Source organism: Coraliomargarita sinensis (assembly GCF_003185655.1).
Taxonomy (GTDB): domain Bacteria; phylum Verrucomicrobiota; class Verrucomicrobiia; order Opitutales; family Coraliomargaritaceae; genus Coraliomargarita_B; species Coraliomargarita_B sinensis.
Map to the genome: position 1 here is coordinate 114,017 of NZ_QHJQ01000008.1, position 18,726 is coordinate 132,742.

General features: G+C 56.0%; 17 protein-coding genes. 13 read left to right on the top strand and 4 right to left on the bottom strand.

Translation table 11 applies throughout. From position 1 onward, the window contains the following. Positions 1-134: 134 nt before the first annotated feature. The 3 genes from DDZ13_RS11365 to tsf all read left to right on the top strand — a co-directional run bounded on the left by DDZ13_RS11365 (position 135) and on the right by tsf (position 4,081). Positions 135-2,252 carry a hypothetical protein gene (locus DDZ13_RS11365; RefSeq protein WP_110131573.1) on the top strand — a complete coding sequence of 706 codons (2,118 nt, stop codon included), beginning with the start codon at positions 135-137 and terminating at the stop codon, positions 2,250-2,252. A gap of 361 nt (positions 2,253-2,613) precedes the next feature. Beyond that, positions 2,614-3,459 (top strand): 30S ribosomal protein S2, encoded by an 846-nt coding sequence (gene rpsB, locus DDZ13_RS11370; protein WP_110131574.1) that lies wholly within the window; start codon positions 2,614-2,616, stop codon positions 3,457-3,459. A gap of 28 nt (positions 3,460-3,487) precedes the next feature. Further along, positions 3,488-4,081 (top strand): translation elongation factor Ts, encoded by a 594-nt coding sequence (gene tsf, locus DDZ13_RS11375; protein ID WP_110131575.1) that lies wholly within the window; start codon positions 3,488-3,490, stop codon positions 4,079-4,081. An 850-nt stretch (positions 4,082-4,931) separates the two neighbouring features. Here tsf and DDZ13_RS11385 read toward each other — a convergent pair. From DDZ13_RS11385 to DDZ13_RS11395, 3 genes are all read right to left on the bottom strand, one after another. Beyond that, positions 4,932-5,381 carry a hypothetical protein gene (locus DDZ13_RS11385; RefSeq protein WP_110131577.1) on the bottom strand — a complete coding sequence of 150 codons (450 nt, stop codon included), beginning with the start codon at positions 5,379-5,381 and terminating at the stop codon, positions 4,932-4,934. Positions 5,382-5,421: 40 nt separating this feature from the next. Beyond that, on the bottom strand, positions 5,422-8,478 hold the full coding sequence (locus DDZ13_RS11390; RefSeq protein ID WP_110131578.1) for a M16 family metallopeptidase: 3,057 nt from the start codon (positions 8,476-8,478) through the stop codon (positions 5,422-5,424). Between the two features lie 80 nt (positions 8,479-8,558). Next, a complete protein-coding gene (locus DDZ13_RS11395; RefSeq protein WP_110131579.1) occupies positions 8,559-9,464 on the bottom strand; it encodes a LysR family transcriptional regulator in 906 nt (301 codons plus the stop codon). Positions 9,465-9,560: 96 nt separating this feature from the next. Here DDZ13_RS11395 and DDZ13_RS11400 point away from each other — a divergent pair, with 96 nt between their 5' ends. The 10 genes from DDZ13_RS11400 (at position 9,561) to DDZ13_RS11445 (ending at position 17,158) form a co-directional block, all read left to right on the top strand. Next, on the top strand, positions 9,561-10,265 hold the full coding sequence (locus DDZ13_RS11400) for a YggS family pyridoxal phosphate-dependent enzyme (RefSeq protein ID WP_110131580.1): 705 nt from the start codon (positions 9,561-9,563) through the stop codon (positions 10,263-10,265). An 81-nt stretch (positions 10,266-10,346) separates the two neighbouring features. Continuing rightward, the gene (gene rpsU / locus DDZ13_RS11405; protein ID WP_110131581.1) at positions 10,347-10,547 is read left to right on the top strand and encodes a 30S ribosomal protein S21; all 201 of its coding nucleotides are present in this window, start codon (positions 10,347-10,349) and stop codon (positions 10,545-10,547) included. Between the two features lie 82 nt (positions 10,548-10,629). Further along, complete coding sequence (locus DDZ13_RS11410) at positions 10,630-11,583, top strand: sugar phosphate isomerase/epimerase family protein (protein ID WP_110131582.1); 954 nt, start codon at positions 10,630-10,632, stop codon at positions 11,581-11,583. A gap of 188 nt (positions 11,584-11,771) precedes the next feature. Continuing rightward, a complete protein-coding gene (locus DDZ13_RS11415; RefSeq protein WP_110131583.1) occupies positions 11,772-12,203 on the top strand; it encodes an Hsp20/alpha crystallin family protein in 432 nt (143 codons plus the stop codon). 34 nt (positions 12,204-12,237) lie between these two features. Then, positions 12,238-12,627 (top strand): Hsp20/alpha crystallin family protein, encoded by a 390-nt coding sequence (locus tag DDZ13_RS11420; RefSeq protein ID WP_110131584.1) that lies wholly within the window; start codon positions 12,238-12,240, stop codon positions 12,625-12,627. Between the two features lie 164 nt (positions 12,628-12,791). Next, the gene (locus tag DDZ13_RS11425; RefSeq protein WP_110131585.1) at positions 12,792-13,130 is read left to right on the top strand and encodes a P-II family nitrogen regulator; all 339 of its coding nucleotides are present in this window, start codon (positions 12,792-12,794) and stop codon (positions 13,128-13,130) included. Positions 13,131-13,314: 184 nt separating this feature from the next. Beyond that, entirely contained in the window at positions 13,315-14,421 is a 1,107-nt protein-coding gene (locus tag DDZ13_RS11430; protein WP_110131586.1) for a M42 family metallopeptidase, read from the top strand. A gap of 11 nt (positions 14,422-14,432) precedes the next feature. Then, a complete protein-coding gene (locus DDZ13_RS11435) occupies positions 14,433-14,900 on the top strand; it encodes an ATP-dependent zinc protease family protein (protein WP_110131587.1) in 468 nt (155 codons plus the stop codon). A 6-nt stretch (positions 14,901-14,906) separates the two neighbouring features. Further along, on the top strand, positions 14,907-16,103 hold the full coding sequence (locus DDZ13_RS11440; protein WP_110131588.1) for a RimK family alpha-L-glutamate ligase: 1,197 nt from the start codon (positions 14,907-14,909) through the stop codon (positions 16,101-16,103). Beyond that, entirely contained in the window at positions 16,100-17,158 is a 1,059-nt protein-coding gene (locus DDZ13_RS11445; RefSeq protein ID WP_110131589.1) for a succinylglutamate desuccinylase/aspartoacylase family protein, read from the top strand. The genes DDZ13_RS11440 and DDZ13_RS11445 overlap by 4 nt, the downstream gene beginning before the upstream one ends. A gap of 176 nt (positions 17,159-17,334) precedes the next feature. Here DDZ13_RS11445 and DDZ13_RS11450 read toward each other — a convergent pair whose 3' ends face one another. Beyond that, complete coding sequence (locus tag DDZ13_RS11450; protein WP_110131590.1) at positions 17,335-18,576, bottom strand: pyrophosphate--fructose-6-phosphate 1-phosphotransferase; 1,242 nt, start codon at positions 18,574-18,576, stop codon at positions 17,335-17,337. Positions 18,577-18,726: the final 150 nt, after the last annotated feature.

The window sequence follows — 18,726 nt, forward strand, 5'->3', positions numbered from 1 at the left end:
GAGGGCCCTGTCCCTTATGGGGTAAGTTGCCTGGTAGGAAAGGGCTGTTTAATCTGTGATCTCCAATTGAAGGTCTGGAGGCATTAAGTATGAAACATTTTTCACTAACGTGCATCCAACATGTCTAAATTATGATGAAAACGATTCTAATTGCCCTGGCGGCCAGTTTTCTGGCCACATTTAGTATTTCTTCTGCCAACGAAAGCAGTCTCAGGATAGACTACAGTCGCTTGAAGGATGATTTGAAGTCGGATTTGATGAGAGAAATTCCCGACGTCAGCACTTCCAGAAAATCCGATTACTTCGAAGCGCTGGAAAAGGAAGAGGCCGCCAAAGAAGGGGTTAAAGCGGCAGAGAAAGTACTGGGAGAAATCAAGACGGCCCAGGCGCTGATCGGGCACGCCAAGAATCACTGGATCAAGAAGGCCGATCAGGGCATCGCCAACGCCAAAGAGGCGCTGAAAAACGCGAAGACAGGTGCCGAGCGTGAGAAAGCAAAAGCTGATTTGGCCAAGTGGGAGGAAAACCGGGAAGCCGGCGTCGAGGCGCTGAAAGAGCGCACGGCAAAATGGGAAGCGGTGAAAGACGATTTGCCGAAAGCACAAGGAGCGCTCCAGGCAGCCAGGGAGGCGCTCGCGCAAGCCAGTCAAAATGTGGTCGAGACCACCAAAGAACTCGGCCTGGATGCATTTTTATCGAGTGATGACCTGGATGCGAAGCTTGCCCGATACATCGTTTTGAAGGAGGCGACTCCCGCTGCGCTGGCGGAATATGCGGCCGAGAGCCGGGCGCATGAGGCGCAGGTTGAGGCTTTTCTGAATAACGATGAACTGCTGGTACAGTTGATGGTGGCCGACGGCCCGCGTAAGGCCCGCCGCGCCGAGCATCCGGACTACCCCCGAATGCTGGAGATTTACAACAGTATCCAGAACGCGAGTGACAAGGCCTCGGATGGGGCGCTTCAGCGGCTGGCCCTGGCGGTCGCACTGGAGCATGCCGCCCCGCACAAGCTACGTGCGGCCAAGGCGGATACGGACGCTCCGGAGCATGTGGATCCGCTGAAACGCTACCTGCACTTTGAAAAGGCCTACCTCGACGGGGAGCTCGACCCGCATTTTGGTAACCTGAGGGTTTGGGACATGCGGATGGTTGTGGATGGCGAGGAGCCGGAGGAAATTCTCGCCTGGGGGCGTGAAATGCTGCGCAACTATCGCCCGGACCACATCACCACTTCGGACCATCGCTGGCGCTATGTCGGACTGGTGCGCTCGGACATCCGCTATGGTTCGCAGGACAACAAATACGACCGGGACGACCTGCAGTTCTTCCAAAACATTTTAATGAACGGCGGCATCTGCGGTCGCCGGGCCTTCATCGGGCGCTTCATCCTCCGTGCCTTCGGTAATCCTACCACGGCTCGTCCACAGAGCGGGCACGCCGCGCTCGTACGCTGGACGCCGGACGGCTGGGTGCCCGTTCTCGGTGGCGGCTGGGGTGCCGGCTGGACGAAAACGCCCTACGACCGTGACAAGGACTTTCTGGCCACCACTCAGGCCAGAGCGCTCGGAGACGAGTATTTGCAGGTTAAGCGGGCCCACTGGGTAGGGGATCTGCTTGACGAGCCCAGAGTCTATGGACTGCTGAACAATCGCAAAGCGCCCGAGTTCTGGAACGGGTTGGCGCTGAACACGCAGCGTGCTCTGATCGCTGATGCCCAGGCACTCGACGCCGTCGGCGAGGAGCTGGGTGAAGCCAACGTATCGGATGTCGAATATGCCATCGATACGGCCGAGGTGACCGATGCGGACCGTGAGATCACGGTGAACGACAAGGGCTTGATTACCATTCCGGCGGCCGCGACCAGCGAGCCCAAATCCAGCAAAGGGAAAGTGATTTTTATCCCCAGCGTATTGGGTGGCTTGCAGCTGCACTACAAGCGTACCGGTGGAGCGACGGATTTTGAATATACCATCAATGCCCCTGAAGCAGGGTCATACGCGCTGATTGGAAAAGTGGTGACTCCCAGCTGGAAGCAAAATCTGGTGCTTTCGGTGAACGGTGAGGCGAACGTGGCCGAGATCCCCTTACCGCACACGGTGGGCATGTGGGATTACACCGAGCCGGTCCACATCAATCTGAAACGGGGCAAGAACGTGCTGCGCTTTTCACACAAGACGGAGGGCTACAGCAAAGGATTCAGCATCAAGGAGTTCCAATTGGCGCCAGTTCCAGAGCACGCGCGTGTGAGGTAGGCCGGGACTTGTAGGGGTGGTGCTTCGCGCCACCCGCGAATACAGTGTGGGGTCCCGGATGTTCTTAGCGCCGCGGAGTTGTCGCGGGCTTGGCAAGCGAGAGCCCCTACGTTGTTATCCGCGAGGTGGGGTTAAGATCTCGATGGTTTGTAAGTTATCCGAGAATGTCTTAGGGGAAAACTTCCACCTTTTCGCTTGCCTTGCCTCTCTGCGCTGGTATCCCTCTCCGCTTTCCTGCTCCGAAGGGGATCAAGGAACAGGCTCAAATCGGCCTGAACATCGATAAAACCTACAAATCAACCACAACTAAAAGAAACATTGTTTCTCCCGGGGTTCATGACTCAGGGCTTTGAAAAATAAAATGAATACAACACCACAAGACCTCCTCGACGCAGGCGTTCACTTCGGCCACCAGCTTCGCCGCTGGAATCCGAAGTCCAAACCCTACGTTTACGATAACCGCAACGGCATCTCCATCATTGACTTGGAGAAGACGCACGCATGCCTGGAAAAGGCTTGCGAGAAGATCGAGGAAATCGTCGCTTCCGGTAAGGAAGTCCTCTTCATCGGCACCAAGAAGCAGGCGCAGGAAATCGTCCGCGAGGCGGCCACTGCCTGCCAAATGCCCTTCTGCGCGAATCGCTGGATGGGTGGGGGCCTGACCAATTTTGCCACGATCAAGACTTCCCTCGTGAAGTATCGCAAGTTCCTCAAGATGGATCAGGAGGGCGACCTTGAAAAACTTCCGGGTAAGGAAGAGGCTGCCATCCGCCGTCAGATGAGCCGGATGGACCGGAATTTCGAAGGTATCTTGAATATCGAAGAATTGCCGGCGGCCGTATTTATCATCGACACCAAGAGCGAGGAAATCGCCGTGGCCGAAGCCAATCGTCTGAACATTCCTGTCATCGGTCTGGTGGACACCAACTCCGACCCGACAGTGCTCGACTATCCGATTCCCGGTAACGACGACGCCGTGAAGTCGATCCGCATCATTGTGGAAACGGTGATGGAAGCTGTTCAGGAAGGACTTTCCAAGCGCGAGGCCAAGAAGGTGCAAAAGAGCGCCGGACCGATCGTTCGCGAGCAGGTCTTCGAGCAACAGGAGGATGTCGAAGTGACACTCCCTGCCGGCTACGGTGAAGACGAAGAGGAAAAGCCTGCGGCAGAAGCCGCGGAAGCGCCTGAAAAGACCGAAGAGAAATAATCATTTATAGACCCAAAGTTAAAAGATAATGAGCGTTCAAATTAATGCGAAAATGGTCGGCGAGCTCCGTGAGAGCACTGGCGCCGGCTTGATGGATTGTAAAAAAGCACTTGTCGAATCCGAAGGTGATTTCGATCAGGCGGTCGAATTGCTCCGCAAACGCGGTGTGGCCAAGGCAGCCAAAAAAGCCAGCCGCGAAGCTGCGGAAGGACTGGTCGACACTTATATCCACCTCGGTGGTAAGGTCGGCGTGCTCTGTGAAATCAACTGCGAATCCGACTTCGTGGCCAAGACGGATGACTTCAAGAAGTTCGTCCGCGACATCGCCATGCACATCGCAGCGGCCAGCCCGGTCTGCGTGTCCCGCGAGGAGATCGACCCGGCCCTGATCGAGGCCGAGCGCAAAGTCGCCGAAGGTCAGGCAGAAGGTAAGCCGGCTCAAGCCGTCGAGAAGATCGTCGAGGGCAAGCTCAACAAGTATCTCAGTGAAAACTGCCTGCTGGAGCAAGCCTACGTCAAGGATCCGGACAAGACTGTTCAGGAAGTTCTGACGGCGAACATTGCCAAGATGGGTGAAAACATGGTGATCCGCCGCTTTGCCCGATTCCAGGTCGGTGCCTAATAGTTTTTGTTTTCTGTTTTGCGAAAAGCCCGCTTCCGTTCCGGATGCGGGCTTTTTTATGTAATACCACTTTGCAAAAGTTTTGATCTTTTTGGAAACAGATTGTCCGTAGCGAACTTGCGCAGCAAGGTCGAGGGTGGTATCTGAGTGCTAATCGACGGCACTGGCGTGCCATCGCTACAACCATTAAGTATCAATTCTTTTTTTAATTGGTATCATCTACCCATTGAACCGATGCGGCTTTCCCGGGCAGGGGCAGCTATGGGGGTGTAAGTAATTGATTGGCAATTACATCTATCTTTACTCATCTGCCAGCCAGCCACTCCATATTATGAAACTGAAGCACTTCCTCCCCGTAAAGTTAACTCTTTCTGTCATACTTGCGTTGGCGGTCATCTATCTTTCCTTAGAGCTGGAGCAGAAGATCATCCAAGTTGAGTAAGCGGAGAACAGGCAAATCGAAGCGCTTCGGCTTTCCGTTTTGTTCAGGCAAACTTCGGATGATCTGACGAAATTTGCCCGGATGTATGTGGAAACGGGGGATGACCGTTTCCGCTGTTATTTTAACAAGATACTCGAAATCCGAAATGGCGAGCTTCCCCGCCCCGAGCACTATGATCGGGCTTACTGGGACCTCGTATTGGGGGAAGATGCATCCTTGCCGGAGATGTCCGAACAGGGTGAAAGGCTTTCATTCGCGGTCATGTGGTCCCTTAAGTCGAGCGGTCGGCTCGGCGAGACCGTCTCTAGCAAGAGGCGGATGTCTGTCTGTTGATGCTGGTAGGGCGTGTCTGGCCCAGCGCGCCGTCCCACCAACAGAACCACGCAACGACTCAACCACTCACCAATCCTACTCCGATTTCTCCATCGGGATCTTGTTTGAAGTCGCTACGGCGAGAACCGGAACCTTGGTTTTGACCCAGATGTTCTGCTCCTTGAAGAATTTTGCGGTGACGGCTTCGCAGGCTTCGCCGATGGTTTCCACCGGCATGCGGCGGCCCTTCGGCGTGGTGTTGTATTCGTAAGCTGCGCGGATGATGCGTTCCGGGGCGACGGTGACACTGTCGTCTTCCGGAATCTGAACGACCCAGCCGGTGAGGTCTTTGTCTTCGAGCACGCCCTCGTTGTCCGCGAGGACAATGGAGAACTGTTTTTTAACGGGGGGAGGCCGGTTGGCGCGCTCCTCTTCCTCGGCTTTTAGTTCCATTTCAATATCCTGCATGATCTCGTTGATCTTGCGAATATCGGTTTCGTTGCGTTGGAGGATGAACTTGAGTGTTTCGACGTCGATTTTGGCCATTGAAGAAATAGGATCGTTAGGAGTTGGTCGTTTGAGTGAACTATTTGGAGTAGATGAGCTCGGCGCCGTCAAGAGCTGTGCCGAAGTCATCCATGGATTCGATAAAAGTGTATTTGCCGGTGTCGCCCCAATCCCAGGTCTTCCCCAAGATGTAGTGCCGCACGGGCAATTCGATTTCGGTGGCGATCTCGGCGCTGTCAGCGACCGAGGTGATGACCTCGGCAGCGACTTCCTCGTTTTGGTTCAACTGCGAAATTACGACCAGGTGGTCGGCGGTACGGTAGATTTTTTCGATCTGTACCTTCCATCCCGCGTTGGGTGTATCGATGCGCACGCTCACGGAGTTGTTTTTCGATTCCGCGCTCGACGTGGATCCATTTTGCAGTGAGCCGGCAATCACCACGGTGGCTTTGGACGGGTCGAGGTATTGCTTGATCGCCCGGTTGACTTGTTCGGGTGTGATCTTTTCCAACTCGAGGGGGTATTGATCGATGTAGCCAGGCTCCATCCCGCGTTGCAGAAAGCTGTGCAGCTGGCCGGCGACCCGGCCGGTGGTGGAGAGGCCGACCAGATAAGAACCGGAGAGCGTTTCGATTGCGGCGTCGACCTCTGCTTCGCTCACACCATCGGCATACCAGGTATCCAAGACTTCCCGGGTCGCTTCCATGCCTTCATCCAGTAGGGCGGGCGAGAAGCTGGCGGTTAGGGCCCAGTTGCCCGGAGTCATGATGTCTCCCTGATGATAAGAACGGATGTTGTAGGTGAGCCCGCGCTCCTTCCGGACTTCGCTCATGAGCCGTGCATTGAAGCTGCCGCCCAGAATGTAATTACCGAGCATGAAGGGGAGGTATTCCTTCTCGCTGCGTTGCAGTCCGGTGTTATAGCCGTAAAGAACGGAAACGCTGGTTTTGTCGGCGATGTAGATGCGTTCCTCCACGCTGGTGTTGCCCCCTTGTTCCGGTTGTTCTTCAGGATAGGGGACGCCGCCGCTCCAGCCTTCAAAGGCGTTGGCGACGGCCGCTTTAATCTGCTCGAAGTCGATGTCGCCAGCAAATACCAGGCGCATGGATTCCGGGCCGTAAAATTCTTGATGGAAGCTGCGGAGGTCTTCGATGCTCGTGGCTTTGAGGTCTTCGAGCAGAAGACTCAGCTCCTCGTTGTGGTTGGGGTGGCCGGCGGGGTAGAGCATTCGGCTCAATTGCGAGCTGGCCCGGTAGTTGGGGTCATCCACGGCCTGGAGCAGGTAGGCTTCCTGCCGGCTGCGGACGGTTTCGAAAACGGCAGGGTCGAAGGCGGGCTCGCGCACCTGCTCTGCCAGTAATTCCAAAACCGCTCCGGCATTCGGCCGGAGGAAGCGGCCGGAAAAACTGAGGCTGTGGCTGCCGGCGGAAAACGAGATGTCGGCCCCCAGGGTGTCGAGCAATTCGGCGATGGCGAAACGGTCCTTTCTGGCGCTGCCCTTGTCGAGCATGGCTGCAGTCAACCCCGCCAACATGGGATGTTCGCCCGGGCTGAGGGCCTCACCCGCGGCAAAACTTCCAACAAAAGAAACAACGCCTTCGATCGGCATATCGACGGTGATAAGGTCGATCCCGGCCACCGTCTCCCGGCGCATGTTGGAGGAAAAGTCGACCACGCTGGGGAGGCTCTCGCCGTTCTCCGCCTGTTTATCGTTCGCGTGGGGGCCGTAGAGTTCCGGATCCCGGTAGTAGTTTGGTCCCCAGGCGCGACCGCTTTGCTGGGCCAGGCTGTTTTTGACTTCAGGGACGAACCATCCTGTCGTGCTCGTCTTTTTCAGGAAGTAGCGCTTGGCCACGGCCTGGATTTCCTTAGCGGTTACAGCCTCGATTTCCTTCGGCCGGTTGACGTAGCTGGTCCAGTCGCCCATGGCAATGGCTTCATTGATCTGATCGGCAATCGCATAGGGGCCGTCCCTGCCGTAGACGATTTCCGCGCGGATCACCGACTTGGCCCGGCTGAGTTCATCCTCGGTCACGCCGCCCCCGATGAGGGCTTCGATTTCTTTTTGCAGGATGGCTTCAACTTCCTCGTGAGTGGCATCGGGCGTCAGGTAGGCGCCGAAAACGAAGAGTCCCGGGTCATGCAATTCGGGCGCAAAGGTAAAGGTGGCACTGGCCTTGCCTTTATCTTCGAGCGCACGGTAGAGTCGGCCGGTCTTGTCGGCGCCCACGATTTGGTCGATGAGGAGCAGGGCGGGCCAGTCCTTGTGCGTGGCTTCGGGAACTTTATAGCCGGTCATGACCACCCCGACCTGGCCCGCGCGTTTGATGGTCACGCGTCGTGGGCCGATCTGTTCAGGCTCTGAAGTTTCGACTTCCGGGATGGGGTGGGGGGCCGCTTCGATCGCGCCATAGTGCTCGACGATGGCATCCAGGGTTTTCTCACGGTCGTAGCCGCCGATGACGGTCAGCACCGCATTCTCCGGCCAGTAAAAGGTGTCATAGAACTCGCGAAGCTTCTCGGGTGAGGTGTTCTCGATGTCCGACTTCCAGCCAATCGTGGGGTGGCTGTAGGTGTGGGCGGTAAAGGCGGCGGCAAACAATTCTTTGATCAGGGTCCGGACCGGACTGTTTTCCCCGCGTTCGTATTCGTTGCGCACGACGGTCATTTCCGAAGCCAGATCCTTTTCCCGTATGTACAGGTTGCGCATCCGGTCGGCCTCCAGTTCGATGGCCAGCGGGACGTATTCGCGCGGCAGGGTCGCGTAGTAATTCGTGCGGTCGAACCAGGTGGTTGCGTTGGAGCGGGCCCCGATGCGCTCCATTTGACTGGAGTAATCATTGTCCTCTTCGGCGTTAAAGCGGGGCGTCCCTTTAAACATCATATGCTCAAGAATATGGGTGGCACCGGTCGTGCCGGGCACTTCATGACGGGAGCCGACTTCGTAGGTCACCATGACCGTGGCAACCGGCAGGCCTTCGTTGGGCATGAGCAGCACACGCAGGCCGTTGTCTCGCAATTCGTACTCCTCAATCCCTCCTATGGTCTGGATGTGCTTGAGGGCGTCTTCCGCACTTGTGGCGAACGCGCACAGACTGGTGAGAAGGAAGATAAGAAAATGGCGTGTGGCTTGCATAGTTTAGCTGTCAATCGAGCGGAAATAAATGTTCCGCTCAACTGCACTGCAAGCGTGGCCCGGAGAAAAGTTTATTTTCTCTATTTTTCCTTTTGGAAGCTGTGCAGGTCCTTTGAGGTGAGCAGCTCAATCAACTTCTTGATCGCCGGTGTGAGTACGCGGCCTTTCCGGTGGATGAGGGCCAGCGGACGTTTGTAGGTCTTGCCCTTGAATTTCAGAACCTTGAGCAGCCCCTGTGCTTCTTCCCGTACCACCGTGGTCTGTGGCAGGATCGCGATGCCGGCGTTGATCTCGACGGCCCGCTTCACGGTTTCCACATTGTCGAATTCCATGACCGGTTCCACATCGATTCCGGCCTCCTTGAAAAGGGCGTCAGTGGCTTTACGCGTCGGAATGTCCGGTTCGAAACCGACGAACTTTTGCCCGGCAATTTCCTCGAGATCGACGGTCTTTTGCTTGGCCAGCGGATGCTCCGGGCAAACGACGAGAACCAGAATGTCATCGTGAAAGGGCAAGATCTCAAGTTGCTTGTGCTTCTGCGGGTAGGCCACGAGGCCCAGATCGATCGAGTTGGTCAGGATGTCCTCGTACACGTTGTTGGCGCGACGGTACTCCACCCGGATATTAACCTCGGGATACTTGGCCAGGAAGGCTTTGACGTAAGGGGGCAACTCGTGAAGCCCGATACTGTAAACCGTCGAGATGTGAATCGTGCCGCTGATCACCTTCTTCATCTCCTGCAGCTCGCTGTTGAGCTTATCGTAGAGATAGAGCATCTCCTTGGCGGATTCGTAGAGCTTCTGGCCCTCGCGGGTCAGGCGGAACTGCTTCTGGCTGCGGTCAACGATGAGAATGCTGAAATGCTTCTCCATCGCGCGCAGCTGTTGGCTGACCGCAGATTGCGTGATATTATTCAATTTCGCCGCGCGCGAAAAACTTTCACTTTCCACGAGGTCCGAGAAGATTTTAAAATTTTCAACATGCATGGTGATTTCGTGTATAAAAGAAGCTAATCAAAATACAAGTCTAATTAAAGGAAATCTTATCTTGCGATTTTTCGCTAACAGTGCTGCTTAATAAGTGTGATTACTTTTGAGGAATTTGAAGCCAACGTCCGTAGCCTGCAGAAGCGCATCGCGGCGGCTTGTCGTGATGCCGAACGTAGTGAAAACGAAGTATCATTACTGCCGGTGACGAAAAACCATCCTCTGGACGCCGTGGAGTTTGCCGCTCAAGCTGGCTTGTCGGCGGTGGGTGAAAACCGAGTTCAGGAGGCCGGTTATAAGCGAGACTCATACACCGGCGAGATGCGATGGGAGCTAATCGGCCATTTGCAGTCGAACAAAGCCAAGCAGGCCGTGGCCATTTTTGACCGGGTGCAATCGGTGGATTCGCTCAAAATTCTCCGTCGTCTGGACCGTTACGCGGGGGAAGCGGGCAAGACCCTGCCTATTTTGCTCCAGTGTAATACCGGGGAAGATCCGAATAAATACGGGTTTGATGTGGAATCGATGAACGAGGCGGTGGAGCTTGCGCTTGAAGCGGAGGCCTTGCAACTGGACGGTCTGATGACGATTGCGCCGCTCGACGATGATCCGGTTGTCGCAAAAGCCGCCTTTGAAAAGCTGCGTGACTTGCGTGACGAGCTTTCGGCCCGATTCGGCTGCGCGCTGAAGGAGCTTTCCATGGGGATGACCGGGGACCTCGAGCAGGCGATAGCGGCCGGATCGACACAGATTCGTGTCGGCACGGCGCTGTACGGGGCACGTGAGAACGTACAGGCCTGAAAACTTGAGTAAAATTAGGGTTGACGGGCAGTATCCACGCAGCATCTTAGCGCACCTTTTCCACTTTAGAACAAATATCTTATGTCACTTGAAGTAAAAGTCCGTAAAGGCGAGCCCATGGAACGTGCGCTCCGTCGTCTGAAAAAGCGCCTCGACCGCGAAGGTGTCATTCGCGATGTGCGCGCTAACCGCTATTTTGAAAAACCATCCCAAGCGAAGCGCCGTAAAAAGAAAGAGCTTGATTTCAATAACATGCTCCGCGTTCGCTATTCGAACATGTAGTCGTAGCTTTTAGAGTGGTGCGTTGGCACTAACTCTTCCAGAGTCCCGGCCTGCACCTGTGTGCGCCGGGATTTTTTGTATCATGACTGACATTACAGACCGACTTTCTCTTTCCTCCTGCTGGTGCTCCGCGCGCCATCAGGACGGCTATGAAATGATTGAGGAAGTGCTGGGCTTGGGGTTTAAGCGTATCGAGCTCAGCCACGGCATTCGCATATCGCTGGTGCCCGGCATTCTCAAGGCAGTGGAGGAAGGTATTATCGAGGTCGGTTCCGTGCACAACTTTTGTCCGCTGCCCAATACGGTACAGCATGCAGCACCAAACCTTTATCAGCCCTCGTCCTCGGATTCGCGTGAGCGCGACCTCTGGCACCGTTATTCACTGCAAACGCTGGATTTTGCAGTCAAGGTCGGTGCGCCGCGAATTGTCATGCACTCCGGAAGTGTGCATTATTTCTTCTGGTCCCCGGAGGCGCGCTTGGAGCGATGGATCGACAAAGCCGGGTTGGAGGCAAATGAACTCCGCGAGCACAAGGCCTTTCGCAAGCGCTGTGATCGTACCTTGAAGCGGATCAAGCGCTCGGCGAAGCCCTGGCTTGGGCGTATTCACGAAAGCTACCAGAAGTTGATGCCCGAGGTAAGTGAGCGGGGTTTGACGCTGGGGGTCGAAAATCGCGAAGGGCTCGAGGAACTTCCGATCGACAGCGATTTTGAAGCCTTTCTTGATGCTTTTGAGGAAGGCTCGCCTGTGGGTTACTGGCACGACTGTGGGCACGCCCAGCTAAAGCACCAGTTCGGTTTGATGGACCATGCCGAACATCTGGAAAAGATGGCCCCGCGACTCATCGGTTTTCATCTGCATGATGTCAGTGAAGGCGGTAAGGACCATCAAACGCCCGGCACAGGCGTGATTGATTTTAAGATGATCGCCCGGTTTGTCCGGCCCGAGCATAGCCTGACGCTTGAGCTCAGCCCTTCGCTGACGAAGGATCAGGTGCTGCAATCCAAAGATTATATTGCGGATTGTTTGGCATAGTTAGCGACATTGTGACGCAGTGAATCGGTGCGACGGGTTTTTGTGCCATAGTGTGTCATATTGACTCTTTCCCTCTGGAGCTATGGTTTTCTAAGTGACTAATATTCAGTTATATGTAGACGTTACTTAGGCTGGTATCGTTTATGCACTATTCCTTTTGAACTTCAATCAAACGAAAGGAATACATCATGAAACTGATACGCTATGAATACCCACAGTCTCCGGCTGCATCCGCATTCAATCGTCTCTTCGATCTAGGCGGCTCTTCAATCGACCGCTTCGGTTCGATCTTCGACGATTTTTTTGGCGGCACGACCGGATTCGCTCAACCCGCTGCTGATCTCTATGAGGATGAGCACAACTACTATGCCCGCTTCGAGCTGCCCGGCATGAAAAAGAACGAGGTCGATCTCGAGCTGGAAAATTCCGTCCTCACCATTAGCAGCGTCAGCGTCGAAAAGTCGGACGAATCCGAATCCCGCGCGAGCTTCCAACGCTCGATCTCGGTTCCGGACGGTGTCGACCTCGATGCCGTGTCGGCCGCAATGAAAGACGGCGTGCTGACGGTGACCTTGCCTAAGGCCGAGGCCCGCAAGCCACGTCAGATTACCGTCAAATAAACCATTCAACCGAAACAGAAAGGAAACTTACACCATGAGCAGCACAGAACTACAAACCTCCACCGCAACGGAAGCGACACCGACTAAGAGCCAGGCCCGTACCTGGCGCCGTCCCGCCTACGATGTGAGTGAAAACGAAGATGCATTCAACGTCCGCGTTAACCTGCCCGGCGTAAGCCGGGACGGACTCGATATCTCCATCGAGGACGAGACACTCAGTATCACCGGGAGCCGCGCCGAGGTATTGCCGGAAGGATGGCGACCGCTTCGCCGCGAAATGCCGGTCGGTGATTATCGGCTGGAACTCCGCTTGAATGTCGCCGTGAACGAAGATAAGATCAAAGCCAAGGTCGAAGACGGTGTGCTTGATTTGACTCTGCCCAAGGCAGACGAGGTGAAGCCACGTAAGATCAAGGTGAGCTAATCCAAGCGTAAGATGAGGTATGCAGGGCAGGGGCCGTACGGTCTCTGCCCTTTCTTTATTGTGCTGATCGATGAAGGCGTTATGCCTTAGTCCATATCGTACACAGGATCGCATCGCATCCTGCCGAGATAACTCCCTTTTCTAACCCCGACAGTCGACAGATTATGAAATTGATCAAAGCCATCGTGAAGCCCTTCAAGCTGGAAGAAGTGAAAGAAGCTCTCTCTGAAATCGGAGTGACCGGCATGACCGCCTCTGAAGTTAAAGGCTTCGGTCGCCAGAAAGGCCACACCGAGATTTACCGGGGCAGCGAATACACGGTGGATTTTCTGCCCAAGACCATGATTGAAACGGTGGTGGAGGACGATGTGGTCGAAAAGGCTGTCGATGCCATCGTCAAGGCTGCCAAAACCGGTAAAATCGGCGACGGCAAGGTCTTTGTCCTCCCGGTGGAGCAGGCCGTCCGTATCCGCACCGAAGAGTCGGACGAAGACGCGCTTTAGTCAGAGGGCAGAAGCCTGAGGCCAATAGAGTAGTAGAGGCTCCGCTCATGACGGGCGTAGCCTCGGCGAAGCCTCTTGCGGATGCCGGGTCGTTACCCCGCGCCGATCGGTATTTTAGAAGTGGTATTAGTCCAAGATCGCCCTTTTTGTTGCTACCAGCAAACTTTCATCAACACTGCGATGCATGCCTAAAAAGAAAACCTCGAAAAAAACCGCGGCGAAAAAAACGCCCAAGAAGTATCAGGCTCCGGACTTTCTAGTCGATTTGCTCAACGCCCGTTCGCCCACCGGACATGAGTATGAAGCTCAGGCCGTGGTGGATCGTTATGTCGGGGACAAGGTGGACGCCTACCGCCGCGACACCATGGGTAACCGGTTTGCCACCGTGAACGAAGCGGGTGACCCCAGCGTGCTCTTCGCCGGCCACATTGATGAACTTGGTCTGATCATTACCTACATTAACGACCAGGGCTTTCTTTATTTTGATACCCTTGGGGGGCACGACAAAACCATGATCTCAGGACGCCGAGTTTCCATTCTAACCAAAGAAGGCGAAATCAAGGGCGTGACCGGTAAGCGCGCGATCCACCTGATGAGCCCGGAAGATCGCAAGAAGGTTCCGGAGACCCATGAAATCTGGATCGATATTGGTGTGAGTAGCCGGGAGGAAGCGGAGAAGCTCGTCCGGATTGGCGATCCCGCCATTTACGATCAAAGCTTTGAACTGATTCGTGGTAGTGTGGGCGTGGCCCGCGCCTTTGATGACAAAGCCGGTGCCTACGCGGTGCTGGAAGCGGTCCGTCGTTTGACTAAGGGCAAGCTGACTGCGCGCGTAACGGCTGCCGCCACCACGCAGGAGGAAATCGGCACCCGTGGCGCGATGACCGCCGCCTATTCCGAGAAGCCTGATTTCGCGATTGCGGTGGATGTGGGGCATGCCACCGATTCGCCGGACTGCGACCTGAGGAAATACGGGAGCTTCAAGCAGGGTGGTGGTCCGATCGTCTGCCGCGGCCCGAATATCAATCCCATTGCCTTTGAACGTATCGTCGCTTGTGCGGAAAAAGCCAAAATTCCTTATCAACTCGAAGCCGATTCGCGACCCACGGGAACGGACGCCCGCGCGATTCAAGTTGCCGGCGACGGGGTGGCCACAGGGCTGCTGTCGATACCGCTCCGCTACATGCACACACCCAGTGAGATGGTCGATCTGAAGGACATTGAACATACCGTACAGCTTCTGGAGGCCTTTGCCCGCTCACTCAGGAAGGGTGATCGAGGTCTTTGGTAAGTCGATACAGTATGACCAAACCACTCGCAAAAAAGAAAGTCATCGGCTGGAAGGAGACCGTCGACCTCCCGGATTGGGGGATCGAGCACATCGTCTCCAAAAGCGACACCGGCGCGCGGCGGTCGGCTCTCGACGTTTCCAACGTGGTCGAGTTGCCGGATAACCGAATACAGTTTGATATCGTGATCGACCGCAAGGATCGCTCCCTCACCCGTACGGTGGTCGCGGATATCGCCCACCAGACCCATGTTCGCTCCAGCAACGGGCAGCGGCACGAGCGCTACTTCGTGCGTACCTGCGTCTCCATTGCCGGCGTGGCAAAGGAGGTTGAGTTCAGCCTCGTTTCGCGCGAGAGTATGGTCTGCCGCATACTACTTGGTCGCAAGGCACTGGAAGATGACTTTCTCGTCGATGCGTCCGTCAAACACGTCAGCAGGGCGCGCCGTAAGGTGCGTCTGGTTGAGGACTTCGAAATCTAAACTGTTATGAAACTAGCGATACTTTCCAGAGGACCAAAACTTTACAGCACCCGCCGCCTGCGCGAAGCCGCGATCCAACGGGGGCATAAAGTGAAAGTCTTCGATACACTCAAGTTCGGTCTCTACCTGAGGCAGGGCGAACCGGACCTGACCTACCGCGGCAAGCACATCAGCGACTACGATGCCATCGTTCCACGCATTGGAAATTCCGTTACCTTTTTTGGTAGCGCAGTGGTTCGCCAGTTTGAGCAAATGGGGGTCTATTGTCTGAACACGGCCGACTCGATTCTCGCTTCACGCGACAAACTGTCCTCCATGCAGGCGCTGAGCCGGCACGATATCGGAATCGCTGAAACCGCTTTCGTGCGGAACCAAAACGATATTCTGCAGGGCATACAGGAGATGGGTGGTGCGCCGGTTGTCATCAAACTCCTCTCCGGGACACAGGGGGTTGGTGTGATTCTGGCCGAGAGCAACAAGGTGGCCGAAGCGATTATTGAGACCCTTTCCAGTGTGCAACAAAACGTATTGGTGCAAAAATTCGTTTCCGAGTCTAAGGGGCGGGACATCCGCGCCTTCGTGGTGGGTGACCGGGTGGTGGCGGCGATGCGTCGTTCCGCGGTCGGTCAGGAGTTTCGCAGCAACGTGCACCGCGGCGGCCGCACTGAGGTCGTCGAGCTCGACGAGGCCTACGAGCGCACAGCGGTACGTGCGGCCCATATTCTCGGCCTTAAAGTAGCCGGTGTCGACATGCTGGAAGGTAAAGACGGCCCCGTTATCATGGAAGTGAACTCATCGCCCGGGCTGGAGGGGATAGAAGGGGCCACCGGTATCGATATTGCCGGAGAGATTGTCAGCTTTACGGAAGAGCAGCTCAAGTTCGGCAACATGAACGTGCGAGAACGACTGACCCTGACGCGCGGCTATACTATTTCGGAATTCAGTATTACGCCTGGCGCTTCGCTTGCCGGGCAAACCATCCTCAGCAGCGGTCTGCGTGAGCACGACATCATAGTTCTGCGGATAACCCGGGGAGGGGAGCAGATCGCAAATCCGGACAAAAACCGCGAACTCATGGTCGGCGATACGCTGCTTTGTTACGGCAGCCAGGTTGCTCTGAGCAGCTTTATGCCGGATCGCGTGCGCAAACGCCGCCGCAAGCGCAAGGCGCCACAAAAGCTGGATGATCACGATCCGTCATGAGCAAAGAAGATTTATTTGAAATCGCGGGGCAGTCGATTCCCCTCGGCACGAACGAGGATGTCAGGTTGCCGATTTCACAAACTTACACCGGCGATCCCATCGGGATCCCCGTGCGAATTATTCGTGCCGACGAGCCCGGGCCGAAAATTTTTGTAACTGCCGCGATTCATGGTGACGAGATTAACGGCACGGGGATCATACATGATTTTCTTTTCAATGACCGTCCGCAGCTGACCTGTGGCACTTTGGTCCTGGCCCCGGTGGTCAATGTCTTTGGCTTTGAGTCGCACGAGCGTTACCTGCCCGACCGCCGCGATTTGAACCGCAGTTTTCCGGGGAGTGAATCTGGCAGTCTGGCCAGCCGGATTGCCCATACCCTCATGCAGGAGTTGGTCCAGCACTGTGACTACGGCATCGACCTGCACACGGCTGCGGTTCAACGCACCAACTTCCCCAATGTCAGGGCGGATTTAAGTAATCCGCGGACGCGGCGCCTGGCCACCGCCTTCGGATGTATGCTGACGGTGGATGGTAAAGGGCCGCTCGGGTCCTTTCGGCGCGAGGCGACCCGGGCGGGCTGCCCGACTATTATTCTCGAGGCCGGGGAGCCATGGAAGGTGGAACCATCGGTCCTGCAGATCGGGATACGCGGGATTCGCAATGTACTTTCCGAATTGGGCATGGTCGAACGACCCGTGGAAAAGCCGCCCTTTCAGGTCAAGATTCGTAAAACCACCTGGGTGCGGGCAGCTGTCGGTGGTATTCTCAAGTTTCACGTCAGCCCCGGCGATTTCGTGGAGGCGGACCAGGCTGTGGCGACCAACTACAGCATTATGGGCGTCGAACAGTCCGTGCTGACCAGCCCCGTGCCCGGGATCGTTCTCGGGATGGCAACACTACCGGCCGTGAAGCCAGGAGAACCGATCTGCCATATCGCCACCATGAGCGAGGGGCAGGTGCGCCGCTTCCGCAAAAAGTTGGAGGCGACCCGCAGCGATCTGCATGCACAGGTGCAGGCCGATCTGGCGACCAACCTCGATGTTGTGCCGGGCTAGGGAACGTCGAACGCTCAACATTGAACGTCCAATCTTGAATGGCAGTCACTTCGATGCGAAGCGTAATCCCGTAGGGGTGGTGCTCGCGCCACCCGCGAACTTTACGAGGCGTAGTCGAACAAGTGCAGCGTTACGCACCTCCGCGGGCTTCCCGAGGGAAGCCCCTACCTATTGTCCTAGTGTCCGGCCTTGGCGATGTTGGCGCCTTTCGGCTGACCGATCGATTCGAGAAGCTCTTCGAACCAGGGTGTGTCGATATTGAAGGGCTTGCCACCGGCGATACGGGGGAACTCGATGGCACGGAGAATGTTGCGGTCGTCCTCGTCGTGGCCGATCACGCCGCTCTCCCGAACTACGGCGCAATCCACTGCGAGGTCGGTGCAGCTCTTGATCAGGCGGATGTCATCGATGTTGGCCGGAGCAGCCCTTGAGAAGTAGCCGCTCTTTTGCACCAGCACTTTTTCCGCACCGAGCATTTCGGCAAATTGTTCACCGAACCATTTGCCGGGGTTGACCGCGTCGAGCTTGACGTGGCCGAAGGCGTCGCGCGGCACTTCTTCGCCGGCCGCTTCCATCTCTTTGATGATGTTTTCGACACCGGCACCTTCGGAGATGAAGATGTTTACATTGTCGTGCTCATCCATGACTGCCTTCAGGCGCTGGGCTTCGGCCTTGATGTCGATCTCCATTTCCGGGATGAAAATGGCGTGCACATCCTTTCGGGCCGGAGTGAGGCCGATTGCATCCGCCCAATCGAGACTGTCCAGCCGGCTGCGGTAAGCATCGGCCGTGGCAGCGGTCAACCAGCCGCAGTTGCGTCCCATCACTTCGTGGATGATGAGCATGCGCGGGTTGGCATTGTGTTCGGCAACTACGTTTTCGAAATACTTGGCCCCTTCCTCCGCGGCGGTCCAAGCCCCGAGGCTCTGGGCAATGGGAAAGACATCGTTGTCGATTGTCTTGGGCAGGCCGACGACGGTCAGATCGTAATCGTTTTCCGCCAGATACGCGGCGAGGTCGGCAGCCGTGGTGTTGGTGTCGTCGCCCCCGATGGTATGCAGCACATCGACGCCGTCTTTGCTGAGTCGGTCGGCGGCGACCTTCAGCGGGTCCTCACCTTCTTTGACCAAGCCGCGCTTCACGCAGTCCTTCACATTGGTCAGCTTGACCCGGCTGTTGCCGATGGGGCTGCCGCCGTGTTTGTGCAGTGTGGCTGCCGTGGCACGGATCTCCTTTGTCACGGGAATGCTGTCACCCTGAAGCAGGCCCTTGTAACCACCGCGATAGCAGATGATTTCGATATCCGGATAGAGCTCGGTATAGCGCTCGATCAGTCCGCCGATGGCAGACGAAAGGCAGGGGGCGAGGCCGCCGGCAGTGAGGATAGCTACTTTTTGAACAGGTTTTGCTTCAGACATAAAAGGCTTGGATTAGAAATTAAATGACCAAAGCCGACTGTTGTGGGATTTTCATAGCGCCTGGCAAACATGAATCGCGGGTCCTTTGATTGCCACGATAAGATTTCCCGGTGTGAGGACCCTTGTCAGGCTGAAGGGGTGGTGTAGTTT